This window comes from Pseudomonas sp. M20, from assembly GCF_045037865.1.
Lineage (GTDB): Bacteria > Pseudomonadota > Gammaproteobacteria > Pseudomonadales > Pseudomonadaceae > Aquipseudomonas.
In genome coordinates, this window is the sequence record NZ_CP173611.1 from 4,320,709 (window position 1) to 4,334,921 (window position 14,213).

Here is a 14,213-nt window from a genome sequence, read left to right on the forward strand (position 1 = left end):
TCGCGAAAGCGGTGGGTCAGTTTACAGATTCGCCGACTGACACTACGCCTTCGCGAGCAGGCTCACTCCTACAAGGGATGGCGCTGGATTCAGACAACGCGTCAGTCTCGCCGGCCAAGCTGAACATCTATCCACGTGACATCATCGTCGCCAACGCTAATGTCGCTATCCGGCGCCGCCAACAAACTGCTTTGCTGCACTTGGGTCAAGTCCGCCCAAAAGCCATCCGTGACAAATACCAAGCGCTCAACAGCGTCCAGTGCACAACAAACAAAGTCAGGGTTCGGGCCCCGATTGATCTTCAAGCATCGCGTTACTGAATGTCGAGCTGGATCTTGCGCCAACTCACAGTGCGAACGGTCGCGCCGCCAATTGGCCTTGCAGTGAGGTGGCGTAATCCACTCGATGGCACCCGCCAGCGTCACAATCCCGCATGAACAGTCTCCCTCGTATGCAATGGTGAGTCGGCCATGAGCGACCAAGCCAATCAGGTAACAGATGGCTCCCGTCTGATCAGCAGGCAACGACGCATGAAAATCCGACAGTATTGAAACCAATAGGCGCTCAACAGCTGCGGGTTCTGCAGGATAGCTCCCCTGCTCCATCTGTGTGGAATGAGCCGCCAACATGCCGCTTACGAAGCTTTCAGCCAACTGTCCACTGCCGCGCCTCGAAGTGCCATCCGCGACAACAAAAAACCCACTGCCACCCTCACAGGTCGCTCCGGCATAGTCATTATTTCCTCTGCTGGCTTGCCCAGTGATTGATCGGGAGTGGTATCTCATGCGTTGACCAGCGCTTTCATACGCCTGTGAATAATCTGCCCTCTGCCTGGATTCGCCTGCACCGAGCCTGAACTTTCGATCACGTAGCCAACCCCATCGAGCGCCATCAGCTTCTGGACTCCCTCTGTGATGAACGCCTTGAGGTCCTTGTCAGCTTGGCCCACCTCCTCCAACAGCTCAGGCCGACCATCGATCAAGATGATCATGTCCTCGACATCCTTGTGATAAGGATCGCCATTTCCCCGACCGGCGAAAGCTTCCAGTTTCGTCGCGAGAAAATAAGTGGGCTGGAATATCTGGATGACAGTGCCGCTGGGCAGGGTGAATTTATCCGCCCTCGCCAGCCCCTCGACGAACCAGCGGTTGGCATAGCCGAGCACTGCAGGGTCGGAAGGCATGACATCCACGACAACGTCATTGAAGCGAAAACGACAATTGACCTCGTCCTCACCCGTGATCTTGAATCCCTTGGCCGCCAGCCGTTCGGTGAGATGGTTCCAGGCGCTGATACCGGCCAGCTCGATCACTAGATCAACGTCATCAGTGAAACGAATGTCGTCCAGCACTGCTGTATCTGTAACCAGCATGGCGGTTGTGCAACCGCCAACAAAAGCAACTTCGGCGAGAAACGCCTCCCCCAAGCCTTCAGCCACGAACTCAATGAGTTCGTAGTTGTGATCCGCGTTTGACGACATGTTATTTCAGCCCCATCCCTGCCTTCAGAATACTGACTGCCACACCACACTCACGCGGTCCACCCAGACGGATTGCATCAGCGAGCGCCAGATAGTGGTAAAGGATCCGGTCTTTTTTCACCGCTTCCGGCACTGTTTTGTAAAGCGGCTCTATCGCTTGGCCTCGCTCGGTTCCATGCGCATCCGGCCAGACCGGAATCAAACCACCCGCACTCTTGATGCTTTTGGACAGCGCAGGCGCCGCAAAGCCTGTGGGTATCCCACGAACCATCGCGCCAGGCTTGACCGGGAAGAAGTACTTCAGCGCGTGCTCGGTAATTTTCAGCAGTTCCCGGCGGTGCACTTTGGCAAGCCCGGTGTCGTAATCATGAATGAGCAATCCAGATTCCCGGCACCGGGCGAGAGCATTTGAGACTTCGCTTTTGCTCAGCCCGAGAGAGGCAGACAGCGCACGCAGAGAGTAGCGGTCGCTCCAACTTGTCAGTGGTGGATCAGATGCTGGTTCCGCCCATCCCTCCCAGCCTGACCCATCAGCGAAAGGCGAATCGAATTCGCGGCGCTGGAAGAGTGTGTCTTCCCCATCAGTGGAATAGGTGACCAATGGCTTCCCCACACTCTCCCCTGCGGTCATTCGGCTGACGACATAAGGCCTGAGCAGCTCTTCGACCCTGTCCGAATTCGATTCCGCCTCCATCTCCCCCAAGAGATTCTCTTCCTGAGCATGGAGACTGGCCATCTTGAACAAAAGCAAAATGTCTTGACTCTTCATCTAGCTCCAAACCTCAAGTGTCCACATTCCACAAAACGTGGACACTTGTCTCACTACCCAGGGAGAGTCGTCAAGCCCTTGGGTGGATCACTTATTGCGGCATACCTTGCCCGCATATCGTCATGGCTGATTGCTTGGGCCAGATCAAAGATGAGCAATCGTTCACTGGCCTTCTTTTCGATCCGAAGGCACCTCGGTTCATCCTGTGCTTCTTTTTGCGCTGATGCTGTCATACGTACCTGAATGCTTTGTACACGTCGGTTCGTGCGTGACGTTTAGTATCGTTTACTTCCAGTCTCGCAATATCAGATGACGCCCACAGACCTTGTAGGCAAACTCCGAAACTCTTGTTGGGGCGCTGTGCCGCTCTATTGCGCTCTTTTTCGACGGGATACTCTCCGGACGTCGCTGACCCATTCAGCGATCGGGTGTGGTAACCCGGCTAGGCAAAGTGCAACAGTGCCTCCATCACGAATCAGGTGTTTTTTACCCCTGTGATTTACTGTTATGGCAGTTGTACGTGGGAGACCTTCGGGTCTGCCGGTTTCTTTGCTCTCCCGGTTTACCACCCTGCGTACAGCTGCCACCCATTCGTGTGGTAACGAATGCGGCAGCTCCTCGTTTTAGGGAGCAAAACAATGAGCAAAGAAAGTCCGTCAACGCCATCAGATCTTAAAACCATCGGCTTCACCCCTTTCCTCTACAACTCGGATCAAGCGTTCTTCAACGTGCGCGCCGGCATCCCGATCATCGATGCCTTGTCCCAATCCTCCGACCTGCTATCCCTCGCCAAATCCTTCGCCGAGGATGCTGCTTTCATCAGAGACACCGACCGCCATGCCTGGGCTGCGCATTATCTGACGGTGATGGGCAAGGCCTTGATTGATGATGTGATCCAAGCGCTGATCCCACGACCTGCGCGGACGAAGACCGAGTCTGAAGCAGAGATACCTGAAGGCTTGTAAAGGTTTGAAGATCAAAAGATCGCAGCCTTCGGCAGCTCCTACATGGAATGCGAAACCTGTAGGAGCTGCCGAAGGCTGCGATCTTTTGATCTGAAGTTGCCGCCCACAAAAAAGCCCCCGCCAACCACAAGGCTGACGGGGGCTTTTCAGTTGAGGCCTGGCTTACATTTCTACCTGCGTGCCGAGCTCAATCACCCGGTTCAGCGGCAGATTGAAGAAGCGCAAGTTGCCGTTGGCATTCTTCAACATGAACGCAAACAGCGCTTCACGCCAACGCGCCATCCCCTCAAGTTTCGAGGCAATCACCGTTTCGCGGCTGAGGAAGTAGGTTGTGCGCATCGGGCTGAAGTCCAGATCATCCAGATGACACAGCTTCAGCGCCTGCGGCACGTCGGGCTCGTCGGTGAAGCCGAAGTGCAGGATCACCCGGAAGAAGCCTTCGCCGTGGGCCTCGACTTCGAAGCGACGCGATGGCGGTACGCGCGGAATGTCTTCGTAGACCACCGTCAGCAACACCACTTGCTCGTGCAACACTTGGTTATGCAGCAGGTTGTGCAACAGCGCGTGCGGCACGGCGTCGGAGCGCGCGGTGAGGAACACGGCGGTGCCCTGCACACGATGCGGCGGTTGCACGCGGATGCTGCTGATGAAGATCGGCAGCGGCAGCGCGCCTTCGTCGAGGCGATCGACGAGCAGTTGTTTGCCGCGCTTCCAGGTGGTCATCAGCACAAACAGCGCGATACCGGCGATCACCGGGAAGGCACCGCCCTGCACGATCTTCGGCACGTTGGCGGCGAAATACAAACCGTCCACCAACAAGAAGCCCAGCAGCACGGGCACCGCGAGAATCGGCGGCCATTTCCACAGCAGCAACATAACCGCCGACACCAGAATGGTGGTCATCAGCATGGTGCCGGTCACCGCCACGCCGTAGGCCGAGGCCAGTGCGCCGGAGGATTCGAAGCCGAGCACCAGCAAGACGACGCCAACCATCAGCGCCCAGTTCACCGCGCCAATGTAGATCTGGCCCTGCTCGTCGCTTGAGGTGTGCTGGATGTACATGCGCGGGATGTAGCCGAGCTGAATCGCCTGACGAGTCAGGGAGAACGCGCCGGAGATCACCGCTTGCGAGGCAATCACCGTGGCCAGGGTCGACAGGCCGACCAGCGGAATCAACGCCCAGCTCGGCGCCAGCAGATAGAACGGGTTACGCGCCGCCTCGGGATTTTCCAGCAACAAAGCGCCCTGTCCGAAGTAATTGAGCACCAGCGCCGGCAACACCAGGATGAACCACGCCCGGGCAATCGGCTTGCGGCCAAAGTGGCCCATGTCGGCGTACAGCGCTTCGGCACCGGTCAGCGCCAGCACCACGGCGCCGAGGATCGCCACGCCCATGCCTGGATGAACGACGAAGAAATTCACCGCCCATATCGGATTCATCGCATGCAGCACTTCTGGCGTGTGGCTGATGCCGTACACACCGAGGGCGCCGAGGACGAGGAACCAGGTGACCATGATCGGCCCGAACAAAATGCCAATCCGCGCCGTACCGTGTTTCTGAATCAGAAACAGCGCCACCAGCACCACCAGCGACAGCGGCACCACCCAATGGTCGATGCCATCGAATGCCAGTCCCAGACCTTCAATCGCCGACAGTACGGAAATCGCCGGGGTGATCATGCTGTCGCCATAAAACAGCGCCGCGCCGATCAGTCCGCACACCACCAGCAACGAACGCAATTTCTTGCGATGCCCCGCCGCGCGACGAGCCAGTGCGGTGAGCGCCATGATGCCGCCCTCGCCCTGGTTGTCGGCGCGCAGCACGAACATCATGTATTTGATCGACACGACCCAGATCAGCGACCAGAAGATCAACGACAGAATGCCCAGCACGCCGTCATGGTTGACCGATACGCCGTAAGCGCCGGAAAACACTTCTTTGAGGGTGTACAGCGGGCTCGTGCCGATGTCGCCGTAAACTACCCCGACCGCCGCGACCAGCATGCTCAGCGGCTTGGTTGCCGAACCCTCGGCGCCTGCCGCATGACTACTTGCCTGACCCATCCAACACTCCTACTTCTCAGAACCGGCTTCTTTGAATGAAGCACTATGCTTTGTGGTGCAGCATGCGCTGTTTTACCTGTTGTTACAGACGTTTTGTTGACTGTAAAAAATTGGTAAAGCTCAACGGCGCGAAGCATAGCGCAGCACTCGTCGTATTTCCCTGCATAAAGCTGGTCAAGTGCGTTGCTCGCCGCTAGAATTGCGCACTTTTTGATCAGAGGCGCGCCCTAAGCGCCCGTCCGTCGGCTTTCGCATCAAGAAAGCGATGTCACAAAATACCGAGGTTAGACATGTCCACCACTCCTGCGCCGGCCAATCCAAAGGTTGGCTTTGTATCTCTGGGTTGCCCGAAAGCACTGGTCGACTCCGAGCGCATCCTGACCCAGTTGCGCATGGAAGGCTATGACGTGGTGTCTACCTATCAGGACGCCGACGTTGTAGTCGTCAACACCTGCGGTTTCATCGATTCGGCCAAGGCTGAGTCGCTGGAAGTGATCGGCGAAGCGATCAAGGAAAACGGCAAGGTGATCGTCACCGGTTGCATGGGCGTGGAAGAAGGCAACATCCGCAACGTGCACCCGAGCGTGCTGGCCGTGACCGGTCCGCAGCAATACGAGCAAGTGGTCAACGCTGTGCACGAAGTGGTGCCACCGCGCAAAGATCACAACCCGCTGATCGATCTGGTGCCGCCGCAAGGCATCAAGCTGACCCCGCGCCACTACGCCTACCTGAAGATTTCCGAAGGCTGCAACCACAGCTGCTCGTTCTGCATCATCCCGTCGATGCGCGGCAAACTGGTCAGCCGTCCGGTCGGTGATGTGCTCGACGAAGCTCAGCGTCTGGTCAAATCCGGCGTCAAAGAGCTGTTGGTGATCTCGCAAGACACCAGCGCCTACGGCGTTGACGTGAAATACCGCACCGGTTTCTGGAACGGCGCGCCGGTGAAAACCCGCATGACCGAACTGTGTGAAGCGCTGAGCACCCTCGGCGTCTGGGTCCGTCTGCACTACGTTTACCCGTATCCGCACGTTGACGAGCTGATCCCGTTGATGGCCGCCGGCAAGATCCTGCCGTACCTGGACATCCCGTTCCAGCACGCCAGCCCGAAAGTGTTGAAGTCGATGAAACGCCCGGCGTTCGAAGACAAGACCTTGGCGCGGATCAAGAACTGGCGCGAAATCTGCCCGGATCTGATCATCCGTTCGACCTTCATCGTCGGCTTCCCGGGCGAAACCGAAGAAGACTTCCAGTACCTGTTGAACTGGCTGACCGAAGCCCAGCTCGACCGCGTCGGCTGTTTCCAGTACTCGCCGGTTGAAGGCGCTCCGGCCAATGATCTGGACCTGGAGATCGTACCGGACGAGGTCAAGCAGGATCGTTGGGATCGCTTTATGGCGCACCAGCAAGCGATCAGCTCGGCGCGCCTGCAAATGCGCATCGGCCGTGAAATCGAAGTGCTGGTCGACGAAGTTGATGAGCAAGGCGCTGTTGGCCGCTGCTTCTTCGATGCCCCGGAAATCGATGGCAACGTGTTTATTGATAACGGCAGCAATTTGAAGCCGGGCGACAAGGTCTGGTGCAAGGTGACTGACGCTGACGAATATGATCTGTGGGCTGAGCAGATCTAAGGTCAAAAGCCCCTCACCCCAGCCCTCCCGAAACGTCGGACCGCCCGTAGGGAGAGGGAGCTGACCGTGTTGTTCTTTCGAATTACACCGACCTGAACGTTCGAGTCGGGCTCAGGTTTTGAACAGCACAAAGATCAGCTCCCTTCCCCCTCGCCCCCTTGGGGGAGAGGGTTGGGGTGAGGGGGAGAGATCTTGCTGGCGACAGAAGTATCCAGCCAGACACCGCAACAAATACAGAAAGCCCCACTCTTTTTACAAGATGCGGGGCTTTTTTACGGCTATCGTTTAGCGGGGGACGGACTCCCTTGAAACGGACAAGAGGCAGACGGGCATGCGTCACCACTCGGTTATCCATACGCCGAAACTCAGCGATTATCAGGAACTGACCCGGGTCTGGGAGGCCTCGGTCCGCGCCACCCATGATTTTCTGCCGGACAGCTATATCGAGCTGCTGCGCAATCTGGTGCTCACGCGCTATCTGGATGCGGTGATGCTGATCTGCACCAAGGACGCCGACCAGCGCATCACCGGGTTTGCCGGGGTCGCGGCGGGGAAGATTGAAATGCTGTTCATCGATCCAGATTATAGGGGTCAGGGCTTGGGCAAGAAGCTGCTGAACTACGCCTTGCAGCATCTGAATGCCGATGAACTCGACGTCAACGAACAGAACCCACAGGCCTTGGGCTTTTACTTCAAGCAGGGCTTCGAGGTCATCGGCCGCTCGGAGGTGGATGGCATGGGCCAGCCGTATCCGTTGCTGCATATGCGCCTGCGCCAAAACCAGCAACGCTCCAGTAACGGCTGACACAACCCAAAACAATGTAGGAGTGAGCCTGCTCGCGATAGCGCCAGATCAGCCACCATCAATGTCGAATGTCAGATGGCTATCGCGAGCAGGCTCACTCCTACAAAAAGCATTACCGAAATGGAACCGGGCTTAACCGGCGCCACACAGGTACAATGCCCACCCCTTTTTTGTTACGGCCCTGTCATGACTGACCCGATTCGCCTCTCCAAACGCCTCATCGAACTGGTCGGTTGCTCCCGCCGGGAGGCCGAGCTGTTCATTGAGGGCGGCTGGGTCACCGTGGACGGCGAAGTGATTGACGAGCCGCAATTCAAGGTCGGCGACCAGAAGGTCGAGCTCGACAAGGACGCCAAGGCCACCGCGCCGGAGCCGGTGACCATCCTGCTCAACGCTCCAGCCGGCATGGACGTCGACACCGCCATGCAATCGCTGAGCGCCGAAACCCTTAGCGAAGAACACCGCTTCAGCAAACGCCCTCTGCGCGGGCACTTCCTGCGCCTGACCGCCAGCGCCGACCTGCAAGCCAAGGCCAGCGGTCTGCTGGTGTTCACCCAGGACTGGAAGATCCTGCGCAAGCTCACTGCCGACGCCGCGAAGATCGAGCAGGAATACATCGTAGAAGTCGAAGGTGACATGGTCGCCCACGGCCTCAATCGCCTGCAGCACGGCCTGACGCACAAGGGCAAGGAACTGCCGCCGGTCAAGGCCAGCTGGCAGAACGAAAACCGTCTGCGCTTCGCCATGAAGAACCCGCAGCCCGGCATCATCGCCCAGTTCTGCGAAGCCGTCGGCCTGAAAGTCATCGGCATCCGCCGCATCCGCATCGGCGGCGTCTCGATCGGCAAGGTCCCGGTCGGGCAATGGCGCTACCTGTCCGGCAAAGAGAAGTTCTAAGACTTCCACTGCCGCCGCACATTCCGGCAGCGCGCCCGCGTGCTGCCCACAACGCTTATCAGGATTACTCACATGATTCATAACGACGTATTGCGCAGCGTGCGCTACATGCTCGACATCAGCGATAAGAAGGTTGTCGAGATCATCAAACTCGGCGGCATGGAAGTAGCGCTCGCCGACGTAGTGACCTGGCTCGACAAGAAAGAAGAAGACGAAGAAGGTTTCGTGCGCTGCCCGGACGAAGTCATCGCACACTTCCTCGACGGTCTGGTGATCTTCAAGCGCGGCAAGGACGAAAGCCGTCCGCCGCAGCCGATCGAAGTGCCGGTGACCAACAACATCATCCTGAAAAAGCTGCGTGTGGCCTTCGAACTGAAAGAAGACGACATGCACGCGATCCTCAAGGCTGCCGAGTTCCCGGTGTCCAAGCCTGAGCTGAGCGCGCTGTTCCGCAAGGTCGGCCACACCAACTACCGCCCGTGCGGCGACCAGTTGCTGCGCAACTTCCTCAAAGGGCTCACGCTGCGCGTGAGAGCTTAAAAGCAGCTACAAGCTACAAGCTGCAAGTTGCCACACCGCGTTAACTTGTAGCTTGCAGCTTGCCACTCGAAGCTGGCCGCATGGCCCCCCATTCCTTTCGAAAATAGTGGCTCCGCTTTTTGCGGCTGACGACTAGGGTGTACTGATCCCTAATCCTCAGGACTCGCCATGCACTCGTATTTCTCCCTGCAAGGCCGCACCGCTCTGGTGACCGGCGGCACCCGTGGTATCGGCAAAATGATCGCCAAGGCCTTTGTCGAGGCTGGCGCCCGCGTCTATGTCTGCTCGCGCGACGCCGAAGCCTGCCATCAAACGGCTGAAGAACTCAGCGCCTTGGGCAAGTGTCATGGCGTGGCGGCGAACCTGGCGACCGAAGAAGGTGTGCAGGAACTGGCCGCGCGCTTGGGCGAGCAGATCACGCATCTGGATATTCTGGTGAATAACGCCGGCACCACGTGGGGCGCGCCGCTGGAGAGCTATCCGGTCAAGGGCTGGGAAAAGGTCATGCAGCTCAACGTGACCTCGGTGTTCACCTGCATCCAGCAGTTTCTGCCGCTGTTGCGCAAGGGTGGTTCGGCGGCGAATCCGGCGCGGATTATCAATATCGGTTCGGTGGCGGGGATTTCTTCCTTCGGCGAGCAGGCGTATGCCTACGGGCCGAGCAAGGCTGCCCTGCATCAGTTGTCGCGGATTTTGGCGCGGGAGCTGGTGAGCCAGCACATCAACGTCAACGTGATCGCGCCGGGGCGGTTTCCGAGCAAGATGACGCAGCATATTGGTAATGATCAGCAGGCATTGGCTGAGGACACGGCGCTGATTCCGATGAAGCGTTGGGGACGGGAGGAGGAGATGGCGGCGTTGGCGATCAGTCTGGCGAGTACGGCTGGGGCTTATATGACGGGGAATATTATTCCGCTGGATGGTGGATTCAGTTTGTAGATCGGCGGTGCGGCCTTCGCGAGCAGGCTCGCTCCCACATTGGATCTGTGTCATGCACACAACCCCTGTGGGAGCGAGCCTGCTCGCGAAGAGGCCAGGCCTACCAGCACCAGACTTGAGGCCCGCCGGGTTATCATGCCCACCCCTGCCCTGCTTCGAATGCAAACCATGACTTACAGCGTCTCCCCCATCGGCTTCGTGCGCTCCTGCTTCAAGGAGAAATTCGCCATCCCCCGCCAGCCACAACTGGCTCCCGCCGCCCGTGGTGTGCTGGAACTGGTGGCGCCGTTCGATCAGGGTGACGCGGTGCAAGGCCTGGAACAGGTCAGTCATGTCTGGCTACTGTTTCTGTTCCATCAGGCACTGGAAGAAAAACCGCGCCTGAAAGTCCGCCCACCACGCCTGGGCGGCAACAAATCCATGGGCGTGTTCGCCACCCGCGCGACTCACCGCCCTAACGGCATCGGCCAGTCGGTGGTGAAACTGGACAAGGTCGAAGCCAATCGGCTGTTCATTTCCGGCATTGATCTGCTGGACGGCACGCCGATTCTCGACATCAAGCCCTACGTGCCTTACGCCGACATCATTCCCGACGCCGCCAACAACATCGCCAGCGCTGCGCCACATTTGATCGACGTGCAGTGGACGGACTCAGCCCTGAAACAAGCGCACACACACGCCCAGCGCCTCGACGAGCCGCTGGTTGAGCTGATTGAACAGTGTCTGGCGCAGGATCCACGCCCGGCGTATCAAACCCCGGCACCGGAACGCGAATACGGTGCGCAGTTCTGGGATCTGGATGTGCGCTGGCATTACCCGACGCCTGAGCAGATCCGCGTGCTCGAAGTCATTCCTGCCAAGGCGTAACCCCGAAAACGAAAAAGCCCGCGCTGCCTTCTCAGGCAACGCGGGCTTTTTGCTTTTCTGTAGGAGTGAGCCTGCTCGCGATAGGGCTGTGTCAGTCGACATCCATCTTGACTGATCCATCGCTATCGCGAGCAGGCTCACTCCTACAGTTTTGGGGCTTACTTCTCGACGAACGCACGCTCGATCAGGTAATCACCCGGCTCGCGCATCCGCGCCGAGATCTTCAGGCCAAAGCTGTCGAGCACTTCGCTGGTCTCGTCGAGCATGCTCGGGCTGCCGCAGATCATCGCGCGATCGTCCTGAGGGTTGATCGGTGGCAGGCCGATGTCGCTGAACAGCTTGCCGCTGCGCATCAGATCGGTCAGGCGGCCCTGATTCTCGAAAGGCTCGCGGGTCACGGTCGGGTAGTAGATCAGCTTGTCACGCAGCGCTTCGCCGAAGAACTCGTTTTGCGGCAGGTGCTCGGTGATGAATTCGCGGTAGGCGACTTCGTTGACGTAACGCACACCGTGAACCAGGATCACTTTTTCAAAGCGCTCGTAGGTTTCCGGGTCCTGAATCACGCTCATGAACGGCGCCAGGCCAGTGCCGGTGCTCAGCAGGTACAAGTGTTTGCCCGGGTTCAGGTCGTCCAGAACCAGGGTACCGGTAGGCTTCTTCGAGATGATGATCTCGTCGCCTTCCTTCAAATGCTGCAGCTGCGAGGTCAGCGGGCCGTCCTGCACCTTGATGCTGAAGAACTCCAGATGCTCTTCCCAGTTCGGGCTGGCGATCGAGTAAGCGCGCATAAGCGGGCGGCCGTTAGGCTGTTGCAGGCCGATCATCACGAACTGACCGTTCTCGAAGCGCAGGCCCGGATCGCGGGTGCACTTGAAGCTGAACAGAGTGTCGTTCCAGTGATGAACACTGAGGACACGCTCGTGGTTCATGTTGCTCATGTACGTTTGACTCCTGGAGATTGGGTCTGCGCTGGCTTTGAAAGGCGACGGTGCGCAATTGCATCGCATTCTAATAGCGACGACAATATCTGTTAACTGGATTATTAAGATAAGGGTTATCGGTTATATCGATATGCGATTTACTCTCCGTCAACTGCAAGTCTTCGTCGCCGTCGCCCAGCAGGAAAGCGTATCCCGTGCTGCGGGTCTGCTCAACCTCTCGCAGTCGGCTGCCAGCACCTCGATCACCGAGCTCGAGCGCCAGTCCAGTTGCCAGTTGTTCGACCGCGCCGGCAAACGGCTGAGCCTCAACGCCCTCGGCAAACAGCTGTTGCCGCAAGCGGTGGCGCTGCTCGATCAGGCCAAGGAAATCGAAGATCTGCTCAACGGCAAATCCGGTTTCGGCTCGCTGTCAGTCGGCGCCACGCTGACCATCGGCAATTACTTGGCGACGCTGCTGATCGGCAGTTTCATGCAGCGCCACCCGGAAAGTCAGGTAAAGCTGCACGTGCAGAACACTGCCAATATCGTGCAACAAGTCGCCCACTACGAAATTGATCTGGGTCTAATCGAAGGCGATTGCAGCCACCCGGACATCGAGGTGCAGAGCTGGGTCGAGGATGAACTGGTGGTGTTCTGCGCGCCGCAGCATCCATTGGCCCAACGCGGCAGCGCGAGCATGGAAGAGTTGACTCACGAAGCGTGGATTCTGCGTGAACAGGGTTCCGGCACGCGGCTGACCTTTGATCAAGCCATGCGCCACCATCGCAGCTCGCTGAATATCCGTCTCGAGCTGGAACACACCGAAGCGATCAAACGCGCGGTGGAGTCGGGGCTGGGGATTGGCTGTATCTCGCGGCTGGCGCTGCGTGACGCGTTCCGCCGTGGCAGTCTGGTGCCGGTGGAAACGCCGGATCTGGATCTGGCCCGGCAGTTCTACTTCATCTGGCACAAGCAGAAGTACCAGACTTCGGCGATGCGCGAGTTTCTCGAGCTGTGCCGCGCTTTCACCGCCGGGGTGCAGCGCAGCGACGAGATCGTTTTGCCGACGATCGCTTAAAGCAGAATCACCGCCCACACCAACGCGATCATGCTCAGTGCTACGAATTGTGCGGCGCTGCCCATGTCCTTGGCGTTCTTCGACAGCGGGTGCAGTTCCAGCGAGATGCGGTCGATGGCCGCTTCCACGGCCGAGTTCAGCAACTCGACGATCAGCGCCAACAGGCACACGGCAATCAGCAAGGCCTGTTCGACACGGCTGACATTAAGGAAGAACGTCAGCGGAACCAGTACCACGTTCAGCAGTACCAATTGGCGAAACGCTGCTTCACCGGTGAAGGCCGCGCGCAGGCCGTCCAGCGAATAACCAGAGGCGTTGAGAATACGTTTCAGGCCAGTCTGGCCCTTGAAAGGTGACATAAAGTAGAAACCAACCAAAAAGGAGTGGGAAAACTAGATCAACAAAAGTCAAAAAAGCGTGAAGACGCCAGCCATTATTGGCTCGGAATTGACTCAAGTTGTTGCAGCAGTAAAGCCGCTTGCGTGCGGGTGCGCACATTCAGCTTGCGAAAGATCGCCGTGACATGGGCCTTGATGGTCGCTTCCGACACACTCAGCTCATAAGCAATCTGCTTGTTCAGCAGGCCTTCGCAGACCATGGTCAACACGCGGAACTGCTGCGGCGTCAGGCTAGCCAGACCATCGCTGGCAGCCTTGGCTTCGTCGGAAACGGCAACGGCTTCGAACGCCTGTGGCGGCCAGAACACGTCGCCATCAAGCACTTTGCGCACCGCTTGCTGAATCACGCTGAGGTCGCTGGATTTTGGAATAAAGCCACTGGCGCCGAACTCGCGGGATTTGACCATCACCGAAGCTTCTTCCTGCGCCGAAACCATCACCACCGGAATCTGCGGGTACTGGCCGCGCAGCATGACCAACCCGGAAAACCCGAAAGCGCCGGGCATGTTCAGGTCCAGCAGGACCAGATCCCAGTCGGCTTTTTCGGTCAGGCGGGTTTCCAGTTCGGCGATGCTTGCGACTTCGACCAAGCGTACATCCGGCCCGAGGCCCAGCGTCACCGCTTGATGCAGGGCGCTACGAAACAGAGGGTGATCATCGGCAATCAGGATGTCGTATGTGGCCATTTTTCAAATGATCCTGTTTTTGATGGCAGACCCGGTGCATTCCGGTCTGGCCAAAGCAACTCAAGATGCCGCTTTCGAGCGATATCCACAGGGGCACGTTCAACGCCAATCAACAGCAAACACGGCGTTTCAAACCTTGGCCGCACCCTAATCGGCGCCAAGCATGCCCAGCGAAGA

Annotated in this window: 15 protein-coding genes; 9 read left to right on the plus strand and 6 right to left on the minus strand. The window is 58.3% G+C overall.

Translation table 11 applies throughout. From position 1 onward, the window contains the following. Positions 1–781 precede the first annotated feature (781 nt). Complete coding sequence (locus tag ACI514_RS19205) at positions 782–1,480, minus strand: hypothetical protein (protein ID WP_160056331.1); 699 nt, start codon at positions 1,478–1,480, stop codon at positions 782–784. Position 1,481: 1 nt separating this feature from the next. Then, positions 1,482–2,249: a MarR family transcriptional regulator gene (locus tag ACI514_RS19210; RefSeq protein WP_160056329.1), complete on the minus strand. Its 768-nt coding sequence runs from the start codon at positions 2,247–2,249 to the stop codon at positions 1,482–1,484. Between the two features lie 638 nt (positions 2,250–2,887). Here ACI514_RS19210 and ACI514_RS19215 point away from each other — a divergent pair. Then, positions 2,888–3,214, plus strand: coding sequence for a DUF3077 domain-containing protein (locus tag ACI514_RS19215; protein ID WP_405122215.1), 327 nt, complete (start codon positions 2,888–2,890; stop codon positions 3,212–3,214). A gap of 162 nt (positions 3,215–3,376) precedes the next feature. Here the strand turns inward: ACI514_RS19215 and ACI514_RS19220 are convergent, their stop codons facing one another. After that, entirely contained in the window at positions 3,377–5,218 is a 1,842-nt protein-coding gene (locus ACI514_RS19220) for a potassium transporter Kup (protein WP_405124232.1), read from the minus strand. Positions 5,219–5,568: 350 nt separating this feature from the next. Here ACI514_RS19220 and rimO point away from each other — a divergent pair, with 350 nt between their 5' ends. From rimO to tsaA, 6 genes are all read left to right on the plus strand, one after another. Continuing rightward, complete coding sequence (gene rimO / locus ACI514_RS19225; RefSeq protein WP_008088939.1) at positions 5,569–6,906, plus strand: 30S ribosomal protein S12 methylthiotransferase RimO; 1,338 nt, start codon at positions 5,569–5,571, stop codon at positions 6,904–6,906. 331 nt (positions 6,907–7,237) lie between these two features. Next, positions 7,238–7,711, plus strand: coding sequence for a GNAT family N-acetyltransferase (locus ACI514_RS19230; protein WP_116028784.1), 474 nt, complete (start codon positions 7,238–7,240; stop codon positions 7,709–7,711). Between the two features lie 186 nt (positions 7,712–7,897). Beyond that, positions 7,898–8,608 (plus strand): rRNA pseudouridine synthase, encoded by a 711-nt coding sequence (locus ACI514_RS19235; protein WP_160056321.1) that lies wholly within the window; start codon positions 7,898–7,900, stop codon positions 8,606–8,608. 72 nt (positions 8,609–8,680) lie between these two features. Continuing rightward, the gene (locus ACI514_RS19240) at positions 8,681–9,148 is read left to right on the plus strand and encodes a DUF1456 family protein (protein WP_034154940.1); all 468 of its coding nucleotides are present in this window, start codon (positions 8,681–8,683) and stop codon (positions 9,146–9,148) included. Between the two features lie 168 nt (positions 9,149–9,316). Beyond that, positions 9,317–10,087, plus strand: a complete 771-nt coding sequence (locus ACI514_RS19245) for an SDR family oxidoreductase (RefSeq protein ID WP_160056319.1) — start codon at positions 9,317–9,319, stop codon at positions 10,085–10,087. Between the two features lie 168 nt (positions 10,088–10,255). Next, positions 10,256–10,954 carry a tRNA (N6-threonylcarbamoyladenosine(37)-N6)-methyltransferase TrmO gene (gene tsaA, locus ACI514_RS19250; protein WP_405122216.1) on the plus strand — a complete coding sequence of 233 codons (699 nt, stop codon included), beginning with the start codon at positions 10,256–10,258 and terminating at the stop codon, positions 10,952–10,954. Between the two features lie 158 nt (positions 10,955–11,112). Here the strand turns inward: tsaA and fpr are convergent, their stop codons facing one another. Beyond that, entirely contained in the window at positions 11,113–11,892 is a 780-nt protein-coding gene (gene fpr / locus ACI514_RS19255) for a ferredoxin-NADP reductase (protein ID WP_007908723.1), read from the minus strand. A 133-nt stretch (positions 11,893–12,025) separates the two neighbouring features. Here fpr and ACI514_RS19260 point away from each other — a divergent pair, with 133 nt between their 5' ends. Continuing rightward, complete coding sequence (locus tag ACI514_RS19260; RefSeq protein ID WP_064393117.1) at positions 12,026–12,952, plus strand: LysR family transcriptional regulator; 927 nt, start codon at positions 12,026–12,028, stop codon at positions 12,950–12,952. Here ACI514_RS19260 and ACI514_RS19265 read toward each other — a convergent pair. After that, on the minus strand, positions 12,949–13,311 hold the full coding sequence (locus tag ACI514_RS19265; protein WP_042557932.1) for a diacylglycerol kinase: 363 nt from the start codon (positions 13,309–13,311) through the stop codon (positions 12,949–12,951). The genes ACI514_RS19260 and ACI514_RS19265 overlap by 4 nt on opposite strands. A gap of 74 nt (positions 13,312–13,385) precedes the next feature. Further along, complete coding sequence (erdR, locus tag ACI514_RS19270) at positions 13,386–14,036, minus strand: response regulator transcription factor ErdR (RefSeq protein ID WP_077571373.1); 651 nt, start codon at positions 14,034–14,036, stop codon at positions 13,386–13,388. On the opposite strand from erdR, the gene ACI514_RS19275 reads away from it, so the two are divergent. Then, complete coding sequence (locus ACI514_RS19275; RefSeq protein ID WP_160056313.1) at positions 14,029–14,187, plus strand: hypothetical protein; 159 nt, start codon at positions 14,029–14,031, stop codon at positions 14,185–14,187. The two genes, erdR and ACI514_RS19275, sit on opposite strands and share 8 nt — an antisense overlap. Positions 14,188–14,213 lie beyond the last annotated feature (26 nt).